This is a genomic window from Enterobacter sp. BNK-29, assembly GCF_048684785.1.
GTDB lineage: Bacteria > Pseudomonadota > Gammaproteobacteria > Enterobacterales > Enterobacteriaceae > Enterobacter > Enterobacter cloacae_M.
In genome coordinates this window covers 3,231,991-3,252,693 of record NZ_JBLQTU010000001.1, presented here as the reverse complement: position 1 = coordinate 3,252,693, position 20,703 = coordinate 3,231,991, and the positions used below count along the sequence as shown (strand labels likewise).

The following is a 20,703-nucleotide window of genomic DNA, read 5'->3' as shown; positions in this document are numbered from 1 at the left end:
GCGCTTACCGGGCCTACGATTCTGATTTTCTCCCTCTCCCTGTGGGAGAGGGCCGGGGTGAGGGCATCAAACCGCACTCATCCCAGATACTCAATCACCGACAGTCCGCCGTTATAATCCGTGCTGTAAATAATCCCCTGCGCATCCACAAACACGTCGCACGACTGGATCACCTGCGGGCGATTCGGCCGCGTGTCCATCATTCTCTCCGGCGCGGCGGGCACCAGCGCCCCCGTTTCCACCGGTCGATACGGATTGGAAATGTCATAAGCCCGCACGCCCGCGTTCTGATAGGTCGCAAAAATCAGCGTCGAGCTGACGAAGCTCCCCGGCCGGTTCTCGTGCAGGTTGTGCGGGCCAAAATGCGCCCCTTTCGCCACATAGTCGGTTTCATCCGGCTGCGGGAAGGTCGAGATGCTGACCGGGTTCGACGGCTCGCGGATATCAAACAGCCAGATCAGCTTTTCGCCGTCCTCCTGGTTATCCAGCACCGCTTCGTCCAGCACCACCAGCAAATCGCGGTCCGGCAGCGGCAGCGCGGTGTGCGTCCCGCCGCCAAACGGTGGGCTCCAGTTGCGGTGGCTAATCAGCTTCGGCCGGGTGCGGTCCTTCACGTCCAGCAGCGTCAGGCCGCCGTCGCGCCAGCTGCCGTAGGCGGTATCGCCCGCGATAATCGCGTGGTGCAGCGCGTAGCGTTTCCCTTCCGGCCAGTTCGGCTTCTCCCCTTCCGCCTGGTTCATCCCCGGCAGCCACCAGCGCCCCGCCACTTCAGGCTTGCGCGGGTCCGCCAGGTCGATGGTCAGAAAGATGTAGTCGGTAAAGCCGTCAATCAGCGCTGAAACGTACGCCCAGCGGCCGCCGACGTACCAGATGCGGTGGATGCCGATGCCGCTCAGCGACAGAAAGCCGATTTCGCGTGGCCTGTCGGGCGTGGAGATATCAAACACGCGCAGCCCGGCGCTCCAGCCTTTGTCCTGCACGTCGCTGACGGTCTCCCCCACCTGGCGGGTGTAGTAGACCTTCTCGTCGGCAAAGCGGGCATCGGCAAACAAATCCCGGGCGTTAATTACCAGCAGCAGGTCGTCATGCGCCTGCAGGTGCACGTTCCAGGTGCCGGGCGGCGCGGGCACGTAGCCCGCCGCTTTCGGGTTCTTCGGGTCGCGCACGTCGACAATCGAAAAGCCCTGCGACACCATATGGCCGATATAGGCGAAACCGCGATGCACCATCAGCTGTACGCCGTCCGGACGACCGCCCTGATCGCTATGGCCAATCAGCCGCATATTGCGGCTGTATTCGGGTGGGGGTAGTTGCGTCACCGTTAGCTCCTTTGGGTTTTCCCCCTCTCCCGGTGGGAGAGGGCCGGGGTGAGGGCATCAGGCCGCACCTGACGCCACCCGACCTGGTTTTATTTATTTTTCGCTTCCAGCGTCGCAAACCACGGCGCGATAAAATCTTCCGTCTGGCCCCAGCCCGGAATGATTTTCCCCAGCGACGCCACGTTCACCGGGCCCGGCTGGGCGGTCAGCAGCGCCTGCGGAATGGCCGCCGCTTTGAAATCGTAGGTCGCAGGCGTGGCTTCCCCGGCAATCTTGTTCGCCACCAGACGCACGTTAGTCGCGCCAATCAGCTTCGGATCCACCGCCACGCTCACCTTCCACGCGCTGCCCGGCTCGCGCATCAGCTGCAGATCCTGGTTGGAGATGTCGATGCTGTAGAGCTTGATTTCGGTGCGGCCGTTCTCTTTCAGCGCCTTATACGCGCCCTGGCTGAAGGCGTCCCACGTGCCCCAGATGGCGTCGATTTTGCCTTTCGGATATTTCGCGAGGATCGCACCCACCTTGTTGGCGGTATCGCCCTGCACGTCAGAGGAAACGGCGCCGATAGACTCCAGCTCTTTGATGTCCGGATACTGCTTTTGCAGCTCTTTATAGGCCGCCTGACGACGCTCCATCGGCGGGAAGCCCGCCACCCACAGCTTGACGATATTGGCCTTGCCGTTGAAATCTTTCGCCAGCTGGCCGAAGGAGAGGTTCGTCAGGGAGGCATCGTCCTGCTGGGTGACGGTTACGCCCGGGATCTCGCCGTTAACCGCCGTATCAAAGACGGCGACTTTGATCCCGGCATCCACCGCTTTCTTCACCAGCGCGGTGGAGTACGGATCGCGCCCCTGAGAAAGAATAATCCCGTCATATTTCTGGCTGATCGCCTGGTTCACGAAGTCCTGGAATTTGGCGTCGTCTCCGTTGCTTAAAAAGGTGCTGACCTTAAAGCCGAGCTTTTTCCCTTCCTGAATTGCCCCGGCAATAAACTGCGTGGTGTTGTCGTCTGAGCCGAGGTTACGGATCACCGCGATGCGGATCGGGCCGTCATGGTTCGCAATGGCAGCCGGAAGCGGCGCGGGCGTAGCCGCGAAGCCTGGCAGAGCAGTGAGCAACCCAAGTGCCACCAAAGAGAGTGCAATCTTTTTCATTTTTTTATCCCGTTGTGTTGTCAGCGTTTTTGTATATAGGTAATCGCCAGCGCTACCGCGAGCACCAGCCCTTTTATAATGTCCATGGCGTAGTACGGCACGGAGAGCATCACCAGCCCGTTCGACAGCACGCCGAGAATGACCGCCCCGACCAGGGTTCCCAGCGCGTTCGGCTTGCCGGATCCGGCCAGCGAGAAGCCAATCCACGCCGCCGCCACCGCATCCATCAGGTATCCGCCGCCCGCATTCACCTGCGACGAACCGATGCGCGAAGCCAGCAAAATCCCGCCCAGGCCCGCCAGCAGCGAGGCAATCACGTAGGCCGCCACCTTGTAGCGCGTGGTGCGAATGCCGGAGAGACGCGCGGCTTCGGGGTTGCCGCCGATGGCGTACATCCGGCGCCCGTGAGTGGTCAACGAGAGGCCCAGCTGCGCCAGCACGGTCACCACCAGCATGACGATCACGATGGTCGGCACCTGCCCCAGCAGGCTGAACGCCGCCGGAATAGTGCCTTCCGCCATGTCGCCGCTCGGCAGCACCATGTTCTCGGTAATCGACCCACCGTAGCTGTATGTCATCGCCACGCCCTGAATGACGAACAGGCTGGCAAGCGTCGCGAGCATATCCGGAATACGCAGGATGACGATCAGAAAAGCGTTAAACAGCCCCACCAGCGTGCAGAGCGCGAGGGTGATCAGAATCGACTCGGTGGTACCAAAGCCGTGCCAGACGAAAAGTGAAATCACCAGCGCGTTCGCCAGCGACGCGGTGGATCCGACAGAGAGATCGAACCCGCCGATGGTCAACGAGATCGACACGCCAATGGCAATCACCGTCACGATGGCAATCGAACGCAGAATGTTGATGATGTTGTTCGGATCGAGGAAGCTGTCCGACGCCAGGCCAAAGACGGCCACCAGCGCGACGACGGTCAACAGCATGCCCCACCTGTAGAGAAAATCGAAAATCTGCTGGCGGCCAGACGCCGCCGCGTTCACTGAAAGGGCCTTGCTCACGACGCCGTTCCTCCGGTTGAATAATAAAGTAGTGTTTCTTCGCGGGCCTCGGCCCCGGCGATTTCCGCCACGATGCGCCCGTCCCACAGGACGCAGATGCGGTCGCACAGCCCGACCAGTTCGGCAAATTCGCCCGAGGCGTAAATTACCCCTTTGCCCTCGCGCGCCAGGCCGTCAATCAGCTGGAACAGATCGGTTTTGGCCTTCACGTCCACGCCTTTGGTCGGCTCGTCGAATATCAGCACGCTGGCGTCATTGCGCAGCCATTTACCGATGGCGACCTTCTGCTGGTTGCCGCCGGAGAGACGGCGCAGCACCTGCCCCGGCCCACGCGCGCGCACGCCGATGCGGGCTACCACCTCTTCCGCCCAGCGCCACGCCTGACGATGGCCAAACAGGCTCCAGCGCGAAAAGCTGTTATCGGCGCACACGGCAAGGTTCATGCTCACCGGCTCGTCGATAAAAATGCCCTCTTTGCGCCGCTCCTCCGGCACCAGCGCCAGACCTCGCAGCACGGAATCGGCCGGGTCGCGCGGCTGCCAGGATTGATGATTCAGCTCACCGCGCGCCACGCGGCTTTTGGTGGCGCCAAACAGCGCCTTGCAGAGTTCAGTTTTTCCCGCGCCCGCCAGCCCGGCAATCCCGAGAATTTCGCCTTTGCGCAGGTGCAGGGAGATATCTTTCAGCAGCGCGTCGTCGTGAAGCCCCTCAACGCGCAGCAGCGTCTCTTCGCCGTGAGGCGGACGCGCGGGCGGATAGATATCGCTCAGCACGTGGCCGAGCATCTTCTCGACGATCGCTTCGCCGCTAAGATCGGCCATCGGGCCGGACTCGATCAGCTTGCCGTCGCGCAACACCGTCAGGGTGTCGCAGATGGCCTTCAGCTCGTGAATGCGGTGAGAGATAAACACCACGCCGATGCCCTGCTGCTTTAAGCGCCTCACTACCGCAAACAGGCGCTCGCTCTCATGCGCGTCCAGCGGCGCGGTGGGCTCATCAAGAATCAAAAAACGGCAGTGGTGGGACAAGGCGCGTGCCAGCAAAATCTGCTGCTTTTCGGCCAGCGAACAGCCGTCGATGGAACGGCGAACGTCCAGCGTCACGTCGAGCTGCGCCAGCGCCTGTCTCGCCTGCTGGCGGATCGCGCGCCAGTTGAAGCGATGCCCCGGCTGCGCCAGCTGGTCGAGCATGATGTTTTCGGCGATGCTTAACCCCGGGATCAGCGCCACGTCCACCTCCTGCTGAACGAGGTGGATCCCCAGCCGTTTGGCGTCAAGCGGTTCACGGATGCTCACCGGCTGGTTGTTAATGCTGATCTCGCCCTCATAGTGGTCGTGCGTGCCGCACAGCACCGCCATCAGCGTCGATTTCCCCGCGCCGTTGGCGCCGGTCAGCGCGTGTACGGATCCGCCAGTTAAGGTAAAGTCCACGCGCGACAGCGCCTGAAAGCCGGAAAAGGCCAGGCTGATACCGCGCATCTCAAGGCGACTGGAAACCATCCGCGTAAATCCTTCATTACTCTTCTGATTTATCGAATTTTTCACAGCTCCGGTTGACTGACAACGACGGAAAAGGCATAAGTTAAAGCGAAATATTATTAGCCATCCGGATGTCCAGACATAACATCGGGTTAGCGCTTCCGCAAAAGGACACCATCATGAGCAACACCGATATCCGCGTCGTGCCTGGCCCGGCGAACTACTTCTCTCATCCCGGAAGCCTTGCGAGGCTGGATAACTTCTTTACCCCGGAACAGCTTTCCCGCGCGGTGTGGATCTACGGCGAGCGCGCTATCGAAGGCGCGCGCCCTTTCCTGCCCGAGAGCTTTAACGCGCCGGGGGCGAAACGCCTGCTGTTTAAAGGCCACTGCAGCGAGCGCGACGTCACCCATCTGGTGAATGAATCCGGCAGCGACGCCAGCGTGGTGATTGGCGTCGGCGGCGGCGCGGTGATGGATACCGTCAAGGCCGTGGCGCGCCGCTTAGGGGTGCCGTTCGTGGGCATCCCCACCATTGCCGCCACCTGCGCGGCGTGGACCCCGCTCTCCGTCTGGTACAACGATGCCGGTCAGGCGCTGCATTTTGAGATCTTCGACGACGCCAACTTCCTGGTGCTGGTGGAGCCGCAGATCGTCCTTAACGCCCCGGCGGAGTATCTGCTTGCGGGCATCGGCGATACGCTGGCGAAGTGGTACGAAGCGGTGGTATTGGCACCTGAGCCGGAGAACCTGCCGCTGACGGTGCGGCTGGGCATCAACGGCGCGCTGGCGATCCGCGACGTGCTGCTGACGCGCAGCGAAGAGGCGCTGGCCGACCAGCAGCGCGGCGAACAGACGCAGGCGTTTCGGGACGTGGTAGATGCGATTATCGCCGGTGGCGGAATGGTTGGCGGCCTGGGCGAGCGCTATACCCGCGTGGCGGCGGCGCATGCGGTGCACAACGGCTTAACCGTGCTGCCGCAGACGGAAAAATACCTGCACGGCACCAAGGTAGCCTACGGGATTCTGGTGCAGAGCGCACTGCTCGGCCAGGACGACGTGCTGGCGCAGCTGGTGGCGGCGTACCAGCGTTTTAACCTGCCGACCACGCTTCGCGAGCTGGACGTCGACATCGATAACCGCGACGAGCTGGATCGGGTCATCGCCCACACCCTGCGCCCGGTGGAGTCGATTCACTATTTACCGGTTGCGTTAACGCCTGAGGTTCTGCGCGCCGCGTTTGAGAAAGTGGAATCCTTCAGCCGCTGATCGCGCCGACAGGCTATACCTAATGATGATTCTTACCACTCTCGTAACGAGGTCATCATGCAGATCGATTTAACAGGTAAAAAGGCGCTGGTTACCGGTGCCAGCCGCGGGTTGGGTCGTGCGATTGCCCTGTCGCTGGCGCGCGCCGGTGCGGATGTGATTATTACGTATGAAAAATCTGCCGATAAAGCCCAGGCGGTCGCCGATGAGATTAAGTCGCTGGGACGACACAGCGAAGCCGTGCAGGCCGACAGCGCCAGCGCGCAGGCGATTCAGGATGCCGTCACCCATGCGGCGCGTTCCCTTGGCGGGCTGGACATTCTGGTCAACAACGCCGGGATCGCGCGCGGCGGCCCGCTGGAGTCCATGACGCTGGCGGACATTGACGCCCTTATCAACGTCAACATTCGCGGCGTGGTGATCGCCATTCAGGAAGCGCTGGTACACATGTCCGACGGCGGGCGCATTATCAACATCGGAAGCTGTCTGGCAAACCGCGTGGCGCAGCCGGGTATTGCCGTTTACTCGATGACCAAATCGGCGCTGAACTCCCTCACCCGCGGGCTGGCTCGTGATTTAGGGCCGCGCGGCATTACCGTTAACCTGGTGCACCCCGGCCCCACCAACAGCGATATGAACCCGGAAGACGGGGAACAGGCTGACTCTCAGCGTCAGCTTATTGCTTTGGGTCATTACGGTCAGCCGGAAGACGTCGCGGCGGCGGTCACGTTTCTTGCCAGCCCGGCGGCCGGGCAGATCTCCGGTACCGGCCTGGACGTGGACGGCGGTTTGAACGCCTGATCGCAATCTCCCTGCAAGCCTCTGTCGCCCGGCAGAGGCGTTTCCGAGCGCCCTCGACGGTTCGCGTTTTGCCGCTTTCTCCGGTTATTTCACCGCTCTACAGTATCCCATTAGAAATTCGGAATTTATCTAATAGCCTTATTATTTCCTTATGCTTTGTGTGGGCGTACAGTGGAGGTACGGATGAAGATTGTCTGGTCAAAGAATGCAAAGAAAGAGTTTTTCAAAATCGATGGCCGATATCAGCGAAGAATCAAAGCAAAACTTGCTGAGCTGGACGATCGCTCAGCTCCCCGGCCCGATATCAAAAAAATATCGGCAACAGAAAATCAATTCCGGCTACGCGTTGGCGATTACCGCATTCTGATTACACTTCGGGACGATCCCGATAACCATTGTTATGTTTTGGCCGTCAAGCGCAGAAAATCAACGACCTACCTTCACGAGGAGAAAGCCCCCTATGGCTGTTCAGCTAATTAAGGACGATGACGGAAAAGCGCAGTACGTCGTTATTCCCTATGATGAATACTTTCGTATGTGCTTACAGATGGCAGAAATCGACGACGAAACCGATGATGATCTAGAGGATATTGAAGTCGAACACGATTGTTATGATGACGTAGGATTACCTGGTGAAGTGTGCGACGTCATGCATAACGAGAACGTCAGCCTGCAGGCCGCGTGGCGTATCCTGCGCGGCATGTCCCAGCAGGAGGTGGCTGAGAAACTCGGCATCACCCAGTCCGCCGTGTCGCAGCTGGAAGCGCTCGACTCCCGTCCGCAAAAGCGCACCCGTGAAAAGCTGGCAGCGATCTACGGCTGCAGACAGGAACAGATCAGCCTCTATTTACCGAAAGAGGGTTAACAGCACTTCGCCCCGCCCTTGCCGCCGTAGCGGGCATCCTGGCGGTCGCGGAAAAATTCTTCGTAGGTCATGGGCGTCTGGTCCGGATGGTTGACGCGCATATGCTCGACGTAATTATCGTAGTCCGGCACGCCAATCATCATTTTGGCGGCCTGGCCCAGGTACTTACCTGCTTTTGAAAGGGTGTCGAACATAATCAGTGTCTCGTTTGTTTCCGGCCCTCTCCCAAAGGGAAAGGCCGGAGAAGAAATGTGTGCCGGGTAAGGCGAAGCCGCCACCCGGCACACAGGTTAGTGCGCCCCTTTCGCCTGGGTCACAATCTCTTCCAGGTTTTCAGGCATCGGCTCGTACGGCGTCTCTTTCGCCGTTGGCTGATCGTTTTTCAACGCCGCCAGCGCCGTCTTGAGAGAATACAACGCCAGCACCACGACCACCACCATAAAGAAGATGGTCAGCCCGGCATCCAGACGGTTGTTAAACACCAGTTGGGACAGCTGCGACTCGGTGTACTGCGCCGGGATCTTACCGCTGTCGATCATCGTCTGGAACTTGTTGGCGATCGCCAGGAAGCCCACCTTGTTGTCCGGGCTGAAGGCCTTCTGCCAGCCCGCCGTCAGGGTACAGATCAGCAGCCACGCGGTTGGCACCAGTGCCACCCAGGCGTAACGCTGGCGCTTCATCTTGAACAGCACCACCGCGCAGAGCATCAGCGCCATGCCCGCCAGCATCTGGTTGGCGATACCAAACAGCGGCCACAGGGTGTTAATCCCGCCCAGCGGATCGACCACGCCCTGGTGCAGGAAGTATCCCCACGCCAGCACGCACAGCGCCGTTGCCAGCAGGTTCGCCGGGAGCGAATCGGTACGCTTCAGGTTCGGGGAGATCACGCCAAGCAAATCCTGGAGCATAAAGCGCGCCGCACGGGTTCCGGCATCCACCGCCGTCAGGATAAACAGCGCCTCGAACAGGATGGCGAAGTGATACCAGAACGACACGTCCATCAGCCCGCCCAGCGCGCCGTGAAGAATATACGCCATGCCGACCGCCAGCGTCGGCGCCCCGCCCGCACGGGAGATAATCGACTGCTCGCCCACTTCACTGGCGATGCTCGTCAACGTATCAGGGGTAATCGCAAAGCCCCAGCCGCTCACCACCTGCGCGGCGGACGCCACCACGTCAACGGTGCCAGCCGGTGCCAGTACCGCCATCGGGCTGTTCATCGCGAAATATACGCCCGGGTCGATGATGCAGGCAGAGACCAGCGCCATGATGGCGACAAAGGATTCCATCAACATGCCGCCGTAGCCGATCAGGCAGGCCTGATTTTCATTCGCCAGCATCTTCGGCGTGGTTCCGGAAGCGATCAGCGCGTGGAAGCCGGACACCGCGCCGCAGGCGATGGTGATAAACAGGAACGGGAACAGGTTACCGGTCCAGACCGGGCCGGTACCGTCGATGAATTTGGTTAACGCAGGCATGGTCAGGGTCGGGCGCATAATCAGAATGCCGATCGCCAGCCCGACGATGGTGCCGATTTTCAGGAACGTAGAGAGATAGTCACGCGGAGCCAGCAGCAGCCATACCGGCAGCACCGCCGCCACAAAGCCGTAGCCCACCAGCATCCAGGTCAGCTGGACGCCGGTAAAGTCGAAGAACGGCGCCCAGGTAGGGCTTTCCGCCACCCAGCCGCCGGAGATAATGGCGAACACCAGGAATACCAGGCCAATTACCGACACCTCACCAATGCGGCCCGGGCGCAGGTAGCGAATATAAATCCCCATAAACAGCGCCAGCGGAATGGTGAAGGCAACGGTATAGGTCCCCCACGGGCTGTGGGTCAGCGCTTTCACCACGATCATCGCCAGCACCGCGAGGATGATCACCATGATCATAAAGGTCGCCACCAGCGCAATCACCCCGACGGTTGCCCCCATCTCCTCTTTCACCAGCTCACCCAGCGAACGCCCGTCGCGGCGGGTCGAGACGAACAGCACCATAAAGTCCTGCACCGCGCCCGCCAGCACCACGCCTGCGAGGATCCAGATCATCCCCGGCAGGTAGCCCATCTGCGCCGCCAGCACCGGCCCTACCAGCGGCCCCGCTCCGGCAATTGCCGCAAAATGGTGACCGAACAGCACTTTTTTGTCGGTCGGCACGTAGTCCAGCCCGTCGTTATGGCGGACGGCAGGCGTCATGCGCGTCGCGTTAACGCCCAGAACGTTCTTCGCGATATAGCGGCCATAAAAACGGTACGCGATCAGATAAATGCAGACGGAGGCGACGACGATCCAGAGCGCATTGATCTGTTCCCCCCGGTTGAGGGCGATATAGCCCAGGGCAAAGGCTCCCACAACGGAGAGCCCTGCCCATATAAGGTATTTCCCTGAGTTGTTCATAGTTGTTGTCCGTTGTTGTGAAACAGTGAGATGTTACATTTTGTTTCTAGAACAACCGGAAAAATTTAACAACTTTGAAACGCAATAATGCGTGGTCAAACCAGAGATTTACACCACAGTGTTAAGCCGATCACTTTGATCTGCCTGGCTTAGCCCAACACCATCGTGCTCAACCGACAGGTGCAGCACCGCCGCCCCTGCTCGTCGAATACCACAATCTCCCAGCTCTGGCTCGAACGCCCCAGATGCAGCGGCTGGCAAACGCCGCGCACTTTGCCGTGAGAGACCGCACGATGGTGCGTGGCGTTAAGCTCCGTCCCCACCACGCTCTGCCCGTCTCGGGTCATCAGAAAACCGGCCATCGATCCCAGCGTTTCCGCCAGCGCAGCCGACGCGCCGCCGTGCAGCAGGCCAAACGGCTGATGGGTACGCGCATCCACCGGCATCTCCGCTTCCAGCGTGTCGTCACCGATACGGGTATAGACAATGCCGAGATGCGCTACCAGGGTGTTCAGGCTGGTCGCGTTCAGCTCCTCGAGCGGTAAATGACGTTTCCAGATCATCTTACGCTCCCAGCGTGGAACCGCCGTCCACCACGATATCCTGCAGGGTGATATGGCTGGCGGCATCGGAAGCAAGGAACAGCACCGTGCTGGCTATCTCCTGCGGACGAGCGATTTTGCCCAGCGGAATGCCGAGCTTGAACTGCTCGCCAAAGCCGCGAATACGCTGCTGCTCCGCGTCGTCGCTTTTCCACAGGGTGCGCTGCATATCGGTGTCCGTTGAGCCCGGCGACACCAGGTTACAGCGCACGCCGCTGCCCGCCAGCTCCAGCCCGACGGTCAGGGCCAGGCTTTTCAGCGCCGCCTTCGACGCGCCATAGGCGCTCATGCCGATGCGCGGCGTGTGCGCCGCGTCGGACGCCACGGTGACTATCGCCCCGCCCTGCTGACGGCGGAACTGGCCCATCGTCTGCTGGAACAGGTTGAACGCGCCGCCGACGTTAACCGCTAAGGTCTGCTGCCAGTCCTCCTGCGAAAGCTGATCCGTCGCCCCCATGCGCAGAATGCCCGCCGCGTTGACCAGCACGTCTAGCCGTTCAAGCGACGCCAGCGCGCGCCCGCACACTTCCTGCACCTGCGCGGCATTCGCCACGTCCAGGGTTTCGGTGGCGAACGGATAATCCCCCAGCGGAAACGCCAGATCGAAGCCGGTCACCTGCGCGCCCGCCTCCACAAACGCCAGCGCCGTCGCGTAGCCAATCCCCTTACCCGCGCCCGTCACCCAGACGGTTTTACCGGTGAAATCCAGACCCATCACTTCACCTCGCGGGACAGCAGCGCCCACCAGGCGTCGATTGTTGGATTTTTTGCCAGCATTACGAAATCAATGTCACCGTGCACTTTGCGCCAGCGGGCGGCCAGCGCCATCATGCGCACCGAGTCCAGACCGTAGTCGATCAGGTTTTCGTCATCCATCGGCTCGTCGGACTCGTCCAGCAGCGGCAGGATCAGCTCACGCAGCGCGGCTTTGGTCGCCGGAACGGACGGCAGCAGCTCGTCGGTCATTACCACGCGACCCGAGCGTCCGGCCACGTAGTTGAGCGACATCAGGTGCTCGTCGCGGGTGAAATCCGCCAGCGCGTCGGCGATAAAGAACGGCTTGATGTCGCGCATAAAGGCATCGGTGGCGGTGGTCATGCAGCCGATGTGGGCGTACACGCCGGTAATCAGCAGCTGGTTTCGTCCCGTCTCTTTCAGCATCTGCTCCAGCGGCGAGCGGTGAAACGCGCTGTAGCGCCACTTCACCAGCACCGTGTCCGCTTCGTCCGGGGTCAGTTCACGGACAATGCGCTGCTGCTCCGGCGAGCGGGTCAGGCCCGGCCCCCACATGTCGTTCAGCAGGGCGCGGTCTTCGTCGCTCTGCTCTTTCGGCTGAGCGGTGTAGTACACGGGTATATTGTGCGCTTTGCAGTAAGCGCGCAGTCTGGCGATATTCGCCACCACCTGCTGCATCATCGCGCTGTTTTCGCCCCAGAAGTTCAGGAAATACTCCTGCATATCGTGGATCAACAGCGCGGCGCGTTCAGGCTCAAACGCCCAGTTCACTTTACTGGTCGGCAGCTCTGCGGCGGTCGGCAGCGCGTAAGCGGTTAATTTTGGAATGGCCATACTCTGTTCCTCAGCCCCGGGCGCGTTCAGCAAGCCACAGGCGCAACTGTTTCTTATCGACTTTGCCGACCGGCGTCAGCGGGAGCGCATCCACGCTATCCACGCGGTCCGGCAGCTTGAATTCGGCAACGCCCTGCTCGCGCAGGAAGCGGCGCACCTCGACCGCGCGCAGGGGCTGTTTCACCACCAGATACGCGCAGCTTTTTTCGCCCAGCAGGCTGTCCTCCATGCTCACCAGCGCGGCGTGGATCACCGCCTCGTGGCGCAGCAGCAGGTTTTCAATCTCTTCGGCGGCGATCTTCTCGCCGCCGCGGTTGATCTGATCCTTCTCTCGTCCCTGCACGGTGATGTAGCCCTGCTCGTCGATGGCGATGAGATCGCCGGAGCAGTAAAAGCCGTCGGCGTCAAAGGCGCTGGCGTTGTATTCCGGGCTGTTGAAATAGCCGCGGAAGGTATACGGCCCGCGCGTCATCAGACGCCCGACCTCACCGCGCGGCAGCGGGTTACCGTGCTCGTCCGCCACCCAAACTTCGTCGTCCGGGCACATCGGGCGGCCCTGGGTGTTGATGATGCGCTCCGGCGCGTCGTCGAGCGCGGTGTAGTTCACCAGCCCTTCCGCCATGCCGAACACCTGCTGAAGCTGGCAGCCGATTTCCGCCGGAATGCGCGCCGCGAGCGTGGCGGAGAGACGTGCGCCTCCCACCTGCAGCAGCCTGAGGGATTTGAGCTGCGCGTTGCCCGCGCCGTCGGCAATCGCCTGCAGCCAGAGGCTCACCGCCGGAGGAACCAGCGAGGTGACGTTAATCTGATGCCGTTCAATCAGCGGGAAGCAGAGCGTGGCGCTCGGATCGTTCGCCAGCACCACGCAGCCGCCCGCGGTGAAGACGCCTAACGATCCCGGCGAGCTCATGGCGTAGTTATGCGCTGCGGGCAGCGCGTTCAGGTAACGCGTTTCGGCGGTGATGCCGCAAATCTCGTTGCTGCGGCGAATGCTGTAGTCGTAATCGTTGTGCGTGCGCGGGATCAGCTTCGGCGTGCCGGTGCTGCCGCCGGAAAGCTGGAAAAACGCCACTTCGTCGGCGGGCGTCGGGTTCGGGATGAAATTGTCCGCCGGACACGCAATCGCCGCTTCCAGGGCGTGTTCGTCCTTATCGCCGCGCAGCAGCACGACGCGAACCGAGCGGTGCGCATCCACAAAGGTGTTAAGAAAATCATCGCCTGCAAACAGCGCGTGGTCGCGATCGGCAATCAGCGCGGCGGGTTTGATCTGCTCCGCGTAGGCGTTCAGCTCGCTGCGCTGATGGCTAAAGAGCGCGTTCACCGGCGCGACGCCGATTTGCAGCAGCGCAAAGAAAGTGACGTAGAACTCGGCCACGTTTCCGAGCTGCACCAGCGCCGTCTCGCCGCGTTGCAGCCCGCGCGCCTGAAGAGCGGACGCCAGATTGTTTACCGCCTGATTAAACGCGCGGTAGGTGATGTGCCGCTCGCCGTCGATAATCGCCACGGCATCGCTGTCCGCGCGATCCGTCAGGATGTGGGTCAGCGGCAGATCCTGCCAGTAGCCTTTTTCACGGTAGCGGCGGGCGAATTCCTCAGGCCAGCGGGTAAAGGGAATGGTCATGAGCGATCCTTAGTGCAAGCCAAACACGTTGAGCATGGTGGAGAGCTTCACGCCCGTTTCGCGCCACTCGCCCACCGGCGAAGAGGCAGGCACAATGCCCGCGCCGGCAAACAGGCGAACGGTGTTTTTATGCAGACGCGCGCAGCGGATAGTCACCACCCACTCGCCGTTGCCCTCGCTGTCGCACCAGCCGACGATGCCGCCGAACAGCTCGCGGTCGAACGGCTCCAGCTCGGCAATGAGCTCTTTTGCCGCCTCATGCGGGAAGCCGCTCAGCGCCGGGGTCGGGTGCAGCAGGCAGGCCAGCGTCAGGGCGTTTTCGTTGTCACGCGCGTCACCTTCAACCGGCGTCGCCAGATGCCACAGCGTCGGCGTGGTAATCAACTGAGGGGAAGACGGCATGCTCAGGTGGTGGCTGCGCGGTGCCAGAATGGCCTTCATCGCCTGGGTTACGAGATCGTGCTCGTGACGGTCCTTTTCGGAGGCCAGCAGCTTATTGCCCGCTTCGCGATCCAGCACGTCGTCCGGCTGACGGCGCGCAGAGCCTGCCAGCGGCAGCGAGCTAAAGTGCGCGCCCTCTTTACGCAGCAGCAATTCGGGGCTGGCGCCGAGCAGCACGCCGCCGTCTTCCAGCGGCACGTGGAAGTTAAAGCTCGCCGGGTTCTGGGCGATCAGCCGCTCCATCAGCGCACCGCTATCAATGTGTTTATCGGTCGCGATATCAATCAGGCGCGACAGCACCACCTTGTTCACCTGCGGCGTAGCGGTGAGCGACGCGGCGCGAGCGACCATCTCTTCAAACACGGGCTGCGGCGGGATCTCGGTGCGTTGTTCCACCTTCAGCGCCTGCGAGCCGGAAAAATAGCGTGCGGACTGCTGACGCGCCGGGCGGGAAAAGGTCTGCCAGCGCTGCGGAATAAACAGAGAAGATGGCTTGCGGGTATCGAACGGAATAGCCCCTACCATTACCGGATGAGCGATACCGTTAGTTTTCGCATTCCGGAAGGCCTGGGCTAATTTTTGCTGGAATTGCCCGGCCGGATCGTCACCGCCGACGGCGGGTTCAGAGAAGCGGGCAAAACAGCCTGAGGTAGTAAAACTGCGGTATGGCGACATAAAGAAAAAGCTGTCTGATTGCAGCGTGGCCGCTGTGTGCTGAACTTCCTCAGCCAGGGACGTGTCCATATCATCCTCCTCAAAATGATAAAAGAAGCAATAATGATTATCATTTATATTTTCGTCGGCTAACCTAATCCCACATCGCTTCGCTGTCAACCGTCGGACAAATAACTTGTGCGACAAAAGCTTGCATCCCTTCACGGCAACCATGAAAATGAGAAGCATTATCTTCAACAAAAACAGGATGTCGCGCTGTGAAATTCCCTGCTCTATTCCGTAATACCCTGCTTTTATCTGGACTTTTTGTTTTAGGACTTGCCTCAGCCGCTGCCGCCGACTGGCCGCGTCAGGTGACCGACAGCCGAGGCGTTCACACGCTTGAGAGCAAACCGACGCGCATTGTCTCCACCAGCGTGACCTTAACCGGCTCCCTGCTGGCGATTGACGCGCCGGTCATTGCCAGCGGCGCGACCACGCCGAACAACCGCGTGGCGGATGCGCAGGGTTTTCTGCGACAGTGGGGTGATATTGCAAAACAGCGCAAGGTTGCGCGGCTGTACATCGGCGAGCCGAGCGCCGAAGCGGTCGCCGCGCAAATGCCGGATCTGATTTTGATCAGCGCTACCGGCGGGGATTCCGCGCTGGCGCTGTACGATCAGCTGTCCGCCATCGCCCCAACGCTTATCATCAACTACGACGACAAGAGCTGGCAGGAACTGCTGACGCAGCTGGGCACCCTCACCGGGCAGGAAAAACAGGCCGCAGAGCGCATTGCCGCCTTTGATAAACAGCTCGCGCAGGTGAAACAGCAGATGAAGCTGCCGCCGCAGCCGGTGAACGCCATCGTCTACACCGCCGCTGCTCACAGCGCCAACCTGTGGACCGCGGAATCGGCGCAGGGCAAGCTGCTGCACCAGCTGGGCTTTACGCTGGCGGAGCTGCCCGCCGGACTGCACACCTCAAAAAGCCAGGGCAAACGCCACGACATTATTCAGCTGGGCGGTGAAAACCTGGCGACGGGGCTGAACGGCGAAGGGCTGTTTGTGTTTGCCGGCGATCAGAAAGACGTGGATGCGATTTACGCCAACCCGCTGCTGGCGCATTTGCCGTCGGTGAAAAACAAACGGGTCTGGGCATTGGGAACGGAGACGTTCCGCCTGGATTATTACAGCGCGATGTTGGTGTTAGACAGATTGAATGCATTGTTTAAGTAGGCATTTCCCCCTCCCTCTCCCTGTGGGAGAGGGAGGGGGTGAGGGCATCAGACCGCCCCGTCGTTCAACACAACCTCCTGCCTGAACCTCCGCAACTCCACCAGCGCCACTAACAAAATCACGCCAACCATCGCTAACGCAAACCCGCTGCTGCTCGCGGATGCCGCCGGGGTCATCATCGCGCCCAGCCCGCCGAGGATCGCCGCACCAATCGCATCCCCCGTCACGTTCTGCGCCGTCCACAGACCGTTAATGCGCCCGAGCATCCCTTCCGGCGTCTGGGTCTGGATCAGTGTGTACTGCAGCAGCGAGCTGATGGCGCTCAGCCAGCCGAAAATCACCAGACACAGCGCCCCGAGAGCCCACACCGGCATCAGGCTGAAGAAGCCGATGGCGATAAACGAGGCCAGCGTGGCAAGCAGCATAACCAACCCCGGACGCACGCTCTGCGCCAGGTTGCCGCTGGTCAGCGCCCCGCACGCCGCGCCGAGCGGAATGGCGGCGTAGAGAATGCCAATCTCCGAGGCGCTCATCTGCCACTCTCCCGCTAATGCCGGGTAGAGCACGCGCACGGCGCTCGCCATCGTCAGCAGACCGCCGAGCAGCGCAATCCCGCCAATCAGCGGGTTGCTGAACAGGAAACGAATAGCGGCCATCAGCGATTTCAGCGGATGCTCGCGCGGCTGCGGCGGAGGCGGCAGCAGCGGCAGACGCAGCAGCGTCAGCGTGGTAATGAAGGTTCCCGCCGCCGCCAGCCCGTAGTTCCACGCCACGTTGCCGGTCGCCAGCAGCAGGCCGCCCACCATCGGCGAAATCACCGAGCCGAGACGCACGGTGAGCATGGTGATCGCCCCCGCCTGCATCAGGTTCTCGCGCCCGACCAGCGCGGGCGTCGCCGCCAGCAGCGCCGTCACGCCCAGCGAGGCGAAGAAACCGTCCCACAGCCCCAGCGCGTAAATGGCGATCAGCGACGGATCCGGCAGCATCGCGTTCAGACACAGCCCGATAAAGCCCACGCCGCAGGTGCCGCGCGCCAGCAGGATCAGCTTTTTACGCTCGTAGCGGTCCGCCAGCACGCCGCCGACCATCAGGCCGATGAACATCGCCCCGCCGGTTAAGGTGACGGATAACCCCACCAGCCAGCTGGAGTGCGTCAGGGTCTGGATCTGTACCGGCACGGCCACGCCGAGCAGCCCGAGGGACAAAATGGAGATAAAGCGAGCGATAAAAACGGCGCGATACGCCGGGTGCGTTTTCAGCAGGCTGAGGTTGAGCAGCCAGGATTTTTGATTCATGACAAAGCCTTGAGTCTATTTCTACCCATTCCATGGGCGCACATGCTAACATAGCCAAATAAGATAGATAACGATAATCACTATCATTATCAAATCATGGATGTTGCTATGTCGTTTTCCTCTTCTGCGGTGCGCGCCGTTGCCGTGCCCGTTTTACTGCTGCTCCTGAGCCTTGCGGCTGCACTCAGCCTGCTGGTCGGCGCGAAGCCTCTGCCCGCGTCCGTTATCGTTGATGCGCTCTCCGGTACCTGCCAGAGCGCCGACTGCGTCATCGTGCTCGACGCCCGACTGCCCCGCACGCTTGCCGGACTGCTGGCGGGTGGCGCGCTCGGCCTTGCCGGTGCCCTGATGCAAACCCTTACCCGTAACCCGCTGGCGGACCCCGGCATTCTCGGCGTTAACTCCGGCGCCAGCTTTGCCATCGTGCTCGGCGCGGCGCTGTTCGGGTTGACGTCACCCTCCGAACAGCTGGTGATGGCCTTCTGCGGCGCGCTGGCCGCTTCGCTGGTGGTCGCCTTTACCGGCAGCCAGGGCGGCGGGCAGCTGAGTCCGGTCCGCCTGACGCTTGCGGGCGTGGCGCTCGCGGCGGTGCTGGAGGGCTTGTCCAACGGCATCGCCCTGCTCAACCCGGACGTCTACGACCAGCTGCGCTTCTGGCAGGCCGGTTCGCTGGATATCCGCACCCTTGAAACCCTAAAAGTAGTGGCGATCCCGGTCATAATCGCTGCCGCCGTGGCGCTGTTTTTAAGCCGGTCGCTCAACAGCCTGAGCCTCGGCAGCGACACCGCGACCGCCCTCGGCAACCGCGTGGCGCGCACGCAGCTGATTGGTCTGTTTGCCATCACCGTACTGTGCGGCAGCGCGACCTCCGTGGTCGGCCCGATCGCCTTTATCGGCCTGATGATGCCGCACATGGCGCGCTGGCTGGTGGGAGCGGATCACCGCTGGTCGCTGCCGGTGACGCTGCTGGCGACCCCTGCCCTGCTGCTGTTTGCAGACGTGCTGGGCCGCCTGCTGGTGCCCGGCGAACTGCGCGTCTCGGTGGTCAGCGCCTTTATCGGCGCGCCGGTGCTGATCTTCCTGGTTCGCCGTAAACGCGGAGGTGGCGCATGATGGCCCCGTCCCGTCGTTTACTCACCAGCGTCTTGCTGCTGCTTATCGCCATTCTGCTGCTGGCGGTCTGGAGCCTGCGCAGCGGCGCGGTGACGCTCGACTTTACTCAGGTCTTCAACGCCCTGCTCGACAGCGCGCCGCGCAACATCACCATGGTGGTGACGGAGTGGCGACTGCCGCGCGTGGCGATGGCGATTCTGGTCGGCGCGGCGCTCGGCGTCAGCGGCGCGATATTCCAGTCGCTGATGCGCAACCCGCTCGGCAGCCCGGACGTGATGGGCCTCAACACCGGGGCCTGGAGCGGCGTGCTGGTGGCGATGGTGCTGTTTGGTCAGCACCTGACGGCCATTACCTTTACGGCGATGGCGGGCGGCATTCTGACTTCCTTACTGATCTGGGCGCTGGCCTGGCGCAACGGTATCGACACCTTCCGCCTGATCATCATCGGGATTGGCATCCGCGCCATGCTGATGGCCTTTAACACCTGGCTTTTACTGCAGGCCTCGCTGGAAACCGCGCTCTCCGCCGGGCTGTGGTACGCCGGGTCGCTCAACGGCCTGACGTGGGGCAAAATCTGGCCCGCCGCGCCGCTGATTTTGCTGATGCTTATCGGCGCTCTGCTGCTGGTGCGGCGCATGCGTCTGCTGGAAATGGGCGACGACAGCGCCTGCGCGCTGGGCGTGGGCGTCGAACGCTCGCGCCTGATGCTGATGCTGGTCGCCGTACTGCTGACCGCCGCCTCCACCGCGATTGCCGGGCCAATCTCGTTTATCGCTCTGGTGGCCCCGCACATCGCCCGCCGTCTTAGCGGGACGGCGCGCTGGGGATTAACCCAGGCGGCGCTGTGCGGCGCGCTGCTGCTGCTGGCCGCCGATCTCTGCGCCCAGCGGCTGTTTATGCCTTATCAACTGCCGGTGGGCGTGGTGACCGTCAGCCTCGGCGGGATTTACCTCATCGTCTTGCTCGTTCAGGAGTCACGCAGGAAATGACTGATTCAACCACCCGCTTGCGCGGCGAAAACCTCACCCTCGGCTACGGCAAAAAAATCATTGCCCGTGACTTATCCGTTGCCATTCCGGACGGCCACTTCACGGCCATTATCGGCCCGAACGGCTGCGGAAAATCGACCCTGCTGCGCACGCTGAGCCGCCTGATGACGCCGGCTGAAGGCAGCGTGTTCCTTGACGGAGAGCAGATCCAGCGCTTCGCCAGTAAAGAGGTGGCCAGACGCATCGGTCTGCTGGCGCAAAACGCCACCACGCCGGGAGACATCACGGTGCAGGAGCTGGTCTCGCGCGGACGCTATCCGCACCAGCCGCTATTTACCCGCTGGCGTAAAGAGGATGACGAGGCGGTGAACCGCGCGATGCAGGCAACGGGTATTACCGAGCTCGCCCAGCAGAGCGTGGACACCCTCTCCGGCGGGCAGCGTCAGCGCGCGTGGATCGCGATGGTGCTGGCGCAGGAAACGTCGATTATGCTGCTGGACGAGCCGACGACCTGGCTCGACATCAGCCATCAGATTGACCTGCTGGAGCTGCTGAGCGAGCTGAACCGCACGCAGGGCTATACCCTGGCGGCGGTGCTGCACGATTTAAACCAGGCGTGCCGCTACGCCACGCATCTGATTGCGCTTCGCGACGGTGAGATTGTGGCGCAGGGCGCGCCGAAAGAGATTGTGACGCCGGAGCTGATCGAGCGGATCTACGGCATGCGCTGCATGATTATTGACGATCCGGTGGCGGGTACGCCGTTGGTGGTGCCGCTGGGTCGGCGGTAATTGCCGGGTGGCGGCTACGCCTTACCCGGCCTACATTCTGCTTCAGTAACCCCGGGGAGGTCTGATGCCCTCACCCCGGCCCTCTCCCACAGG

At 61.8% G+C, this 20,703-nt stretch carries 20 protein-coding genes; 8 read left to right on the top strand and 12 right to left on the bottom strand.

Annotated elements, in window-relative coordinates; translation table 11 throughout:
- Positions 1 to 77 precede the first annotated feature (77 nt).
- The 4 genes from ACMGGX_RS15475 to ACMGGX_RS15460 form a co-directional block, all read right to left on the bottom strand.
- The gene (locus ACMGGX_RS15475; protein WP_420298581.1) at positions 78 to 1,319 is read right to left on the bottom strand and encodes an LVIVD repeat-containing protein; all 1,242 of its coding nucleotides are present in this window, start codon (positions 1,317 to 1,319) and stop codon (positions 78 to 80) included.
- Positions 1,320 to 1,408: 89 nt separating this feature from the next.
- Positions 1,409 to 2,473 (bottom strand): sugar ABC transporter substrate-binding protein, encoded by a 1,065-nt coding sequence (locus tag ACMGGX_RS15470; protein ID WP_033144906.1) that lies wholly within the window; start codon positions 2,471 to 2,473, stop codon positions 1,409 to 1,411.
- Positions 2,474 to 2,493: 20 nt separating this feature from the next.
- Entirely contained in the window at positions 2,494 to 3,489 is a 996-nt protein-coding gene (locus ACMGGX_RS15465; protein ID WP_023334863.1) for an ABC transporter permease, read from the bottom strand.
- Positions 3,486 to 4,988: a sugar ABC transporter ATP-binding protein gene (locus tag ACMGGX_RS15460; RefSeq protein WP_420298580.1), complete on the bottom strand. Its 1,503-nt coding sequence runs from the start codon at positions 4,986 to 4,988 to the stop codon at positions 3,486 to 3,488. Before ACMGGX_RS15460 ends, ACMGGX_RS15465 begins: the two co-directional genes overlap by 4 nt.
- Before the next feature lie 158 nt (positions 4,989 to 5,146).
- Here ACMGGX_RS15460 and ACMGGX_RS15455 point away from each other — a divergent pair, with 158 nt between their 5' ends.
- From ACMGGX_RS15455 to ACMGGX_RS15440, 4 genes are all read left to right on the top strand, one after another.
- Positions 5,147 to 6,235 (top strand): oxidoreductase, encoded by a 1,089-nt coding sequence (locus ACMGGX_RS15455; RefSeq protein ID WP_420298579.1) that lies wholly within the window; start codon positions 5,147 to 5,149, stop codon positions 6,233 to 6,235.
- Positions 6,236 to 6,292: 57 nt separating this feature from the next.
- The gene (locus tag ACMGGX_RS15450) at positions 6,293 to 7,036 is read left to right on the top strand and encodes an SDR family NAD(P)-dependent oxidoreductase (protein WP_420298578.1); all 744 of its coding nucleotides are present in this window, start codon (positions 6,293 to 6,295) and stop codon (positions 7,034 to 7,036) included.
- A gap of 183 nt (positions 7,037 to 7,219) precedes the next feature.
- Positions 7,220 to 7,516 carry a type II toxin-antitoxin system RelE family toxin gene (locus ACMGGX_RS15445; protein ID WP_420298577.1) on the top strand — a complete coding sequence of 99 codons (297 nt, stop codon included), beginning with the start codon at positions 7,220 to 7,222 and terminating at the stop codon, positions 7,514 to 7,516.
- Positions 7,497 to 7,901, top strand: a complete 405-nt coding sequence (locus ACMGGX_RS15440; RefSeq protein WP_033144901.1) for a helix-turn-helix domain-containing protein — start codon at positions 7,497 to 7,499, stop codon at positions 7,899 to 7,901. Before ACMGGX_RS15445 ends, ACMGGX_RS15440 begins: the two co-directional genes overlap by 20 nt.
- Here ACMGGX_RS15440 and ACMGGX_RS15435 read toward each other — a convergent pair.
- The 7 genes from ACMGGX_RS15435 to entC form a co-directional block, all read right to left on the bottom strand.
- A complete protein-coding gene (locus tag ACMGGX_RS15435) occupies positions 7,898 to 8,095 on the bottom strand; it encodes a YbdD/YjiX family protein (protein WP_006809671.1) in 198 nt (65 codons plus the stop codon). The two genes, ACMGGX_RS15440 and ACMGGX_RS15435, sit on opposite strands and share 4 nt — an antisense overlap.
- Positions 8,096 to 8,191: 96 nt before the next feature.
- Positions 8,192 to 10,297, bottom strand: a complete 2,106-nt coding sequence (gene cstA / locus ACMGGX_RS15430; RefSeq protein ID WP_420298576.1) for a pyruvate/proton symporter CstA — start codon at positions 10,295 to 10,297, stop codon at positions 8,192 to 8,194.
- A 149-nt stretch (positions 10,298 to 10,446) separates the two neighbouring features.
- On the bottom strand, positions 10,447 to 10,860 hold the full coding sequence (gene entH / locus ACMGGX_RS15425; protein WP_029740111.1) for a proofreading thioesterase EntH: 414 nt from the start codon (positions 10,858 to 10,860) through the stop codon (positions 10,447 to 10,449).
- 1 nt (position 10,861) lies between these two features.
- The gene (entA, locus tag ACMGGX_RS15420) at positions 10,862 to 11,617 is read right to left on the bottom strand and encodes a 2,3-dihydro-2,3-dihydroxybenzoate dehydrogenase EntA (protein ID WP_181594575.1); all 756 of its coding nucleotides are present in this window, start codon (positions 11,615 to 11,617) and stop codon (positions 10,862 to 10,864) included.
- Complete coding sequence (locus ACMGGX_RS15415) at positions 11,614 to 12,468, bottom strand: isochorismatase (protein WP_033144898.1); 855 nt, start codon at positions 12,466 to 12,468, stop codon at positions 11,614 to 11,616. The genes entA and ACMGGX_RS15415 overlap by 4 nt, the downstream gene beginning before the upstream one ends.
- A 10-nt stretch (positions 12,469 to 12,478) precedes the next feature.
- Positions 12,479 to 14,089 carry a (2,3-dihydroxybenzoyl)adenylate synthase EntE gene (entE, locus tag ACMGGX_RS15410; RefSeq protein ID WP_420298575.1) on the bottom strand — a complete coding sequence of 537 codons (1,611 nt, stop codon included), beginning with the start codon at positions 14,087 to 14,089 and terminating at the stop codon, positions 12,479 to 12,481.
- Between the two features lie 9 nt (positions 14,090 to 14,098).
- Positions 14,099 to 15,274: an isochorismate synthase EntC gene (gene entC / locus ACMGGX_RS15405; protein ID WP_420298574.1), complete on the bottom strand. Its 1,176-nt coding sequence runs from the start codon at positions 15,272 to 15,274 to the stop codon at positions 14,099 to 14,101.
- Between the two features lie 188 nt (positions 15,275 to 15,462).
- Between entC and fepB the strand changes: the two genes are divergently transcribed.
- The gene (gene fepB / locus ACMGGX_RS15400) at positions 15,463 to 16,422 is read left to right on the top strand and encodes a Fe2+-enterobactin ABC transporter substrate-binding protein (protein WP_420298573.1); all 960 of its coding nucleotides are present in this window, start codon (positions 15,463 to 15,465) and stop codon (positions 16,420 to 16,422) included.
- 47 nt (positions 16,423 to 16,469) lie between these two features.
- Here the strand turns inward: fepB and entS are convergent, their stop codons facing one another.
- The gene (gene entS, locus ACMGGX_RS15395; RefSeq protein ID WP_420298572.1) at positions 16,470 to 17,717 is read right to left on the bottom strand and encodes an enterobactin transporter EntS; all 1,248 of its coding nucleotides are present in this window, start codon (positions 17,715 to 17,717) and stop codon (positions 16,470 to 16,472) included.
- A gap of 108 nt (positions 17,718 to 17,825) precedes the next feature.
- On the opposite strand from entS, the gene fepD reads away from it, so the two are divergent.
- Genes fepD through fepC form a run of 3 tightly spaced genes read left to right on the top strand, consistent with a single transcriptional unit; the run spans position 17,826 to position 20,610 of the window.
- Positions 17,826 to 18,830, top strand: coding sequence for a Fe(3+)-siderophore ABC transporter permease (fepD, locus tag ACMGGX_RS15390; RefSeq protein ID WP_420298571.1), 1,005 nt, complete (start codon positions 17,826 to 17,828; stop codon positions 18,828 to 18,830).
- Positions 18,830 to 19,819: an iron-enterobactin ABC transporter permease gene (gene fepG, locus ACMGGX_RS15385; RefSeq protein WP_420298763.1), complete on the top strand. Its 990-nt coding sequence runs from the start codon at positions 18,830 to 18,832 to the stop codon at positions 19,817 to 19,819. Before fepD ends, fepG begins: the two co-directional genes overlap by 1 nt.
- Positions 19,816 to 20,610: an iron-enterobactin ABC transporter ATP-binding protein gene (gene fepC, locus ACMGGX_RS15380; protein ID WP_348560740.1), complete on the top strand. Its 795-nt coding sequence runs from the start codon at positions 19,816 to 19,818 to the stop codon at positions 20,608 to 20,610. The genes fepG and fepC overlap by 4 nt, the downstream gene beginning before the upstream one ends.
- Positions 20,611 to 20,703 lie beyond the last annotated feature (93 nt).

Bases quoted from the DNA above. Each gene is read 5' to 3' on its own strand.
- ACMGGX_RS15470 (WP_033144906.1), bottom strand. From the start codon at position 2,473: ATGAAAAAGATTGCACTCTCTTTGGTGGCACTTGGGTTGCTCACTGCT.
- ACMGGX_RS15460 (WP_420298580.1), bottom strand. From the start codon at position 4,988: ATGGTTTCCAGTCGCCTTGAGATGCGCGGTATCAGCCTGGCCTTTTCC.
- ACMGGX_RS15455 (WP_420298579.1), top strand. From the start codon at position 5,147: ATGAGCAACACCGATATCCGCGTCGTGCCTGGCCCGGCGAACTACTTC.
- ACMGGX_RS15450 (WP_420298578.1), top strand. From the start codon at position 6,293: ATGCAGATCGATTTAACAGGTAAAAAGGCGCTGGTTACCGGTGCCAGC.
- ACMGGX_RS15445 (WP_420298577.1), top strand. From the start codon at position 7,220: ATGAAGATTGTCTGGTCAAAGAATGCAAAGAAAGAGTTTTTCAAAATC.
- ACMGGX_RS15440 (WP_033144901.1), top strand. From the start codon at position 7,497: ATGGCTGTTCAGCTAATTAAGGACGATGACGGAAAAGCGCAGTACGTC.
- ACMGGX_RS15435 (WP_006809671.1), bottom strand. From the start codon at position 8,095: ATGTTCGACACCCTTTCAAAAGCAGGTAAGTACCTGGGCCAGGCCGCC.
- cstA (WP_420298576.1), bottom strand. From the start codon at position 10,297: ATGAACAACTCAGGGAAATACCTTATATGGGCAGGGCTCTCCGTTGTG.
- entH (WP_029740111.1), bottom strand. From the start codon at position 10,860: ATGATCTGGAAACGTCATTTACCGCTCGAGGAGCTGAACGCGACCAGC.
- ACMGGX_RS15415 (WP_033144898.1), bottom strand. From the start codon at position 12,468: ATGGCCATTCCAAAATTAACCGCTTACGCGCTGCCGACCGCCGCAGAG.
- entE (WP_420298575.1), bottom strand. From the start codon at position 14,089: ATGACCATTCCCTTTACCCGCTGGCCTGAGGAATTCGCCCGCCGCTAC.
- entC (WP_420298574.1), bottom strand. From the start codon at position 15,274: ATGGACACGTCCCTGGCTGAGGAAGTTCAGCACACAGCGGCCACGCTG.
- entS (WP_420298572.1), bottom strand. From the start codon at position 17,717: ATGAATCAAAAATCCTGGCTGCTCAACCTCAGCCTGCTGAAAACGCAC.
- fepD (WP_420298571.1), top strand. From the start codon at position 17,826: ATGTCGTTTTCCTCTTCTGCGGTGCGCGCCGTTGCCGTGCCCGTTTTA.
- fepG (WP_420298763.1), top strand. From the start codon at position 18,830: ATGGCCCCGTCCCGTCGTTTACTCACCAGCGTCTTGCTGCTGCTTATC.
- fepC (WP_348560740.1), top strand. From the start codon at position 19,816: ATGACTGATTCAACCACCCGCTTGCGCGGCGAAAACCTCACCCTCGGC.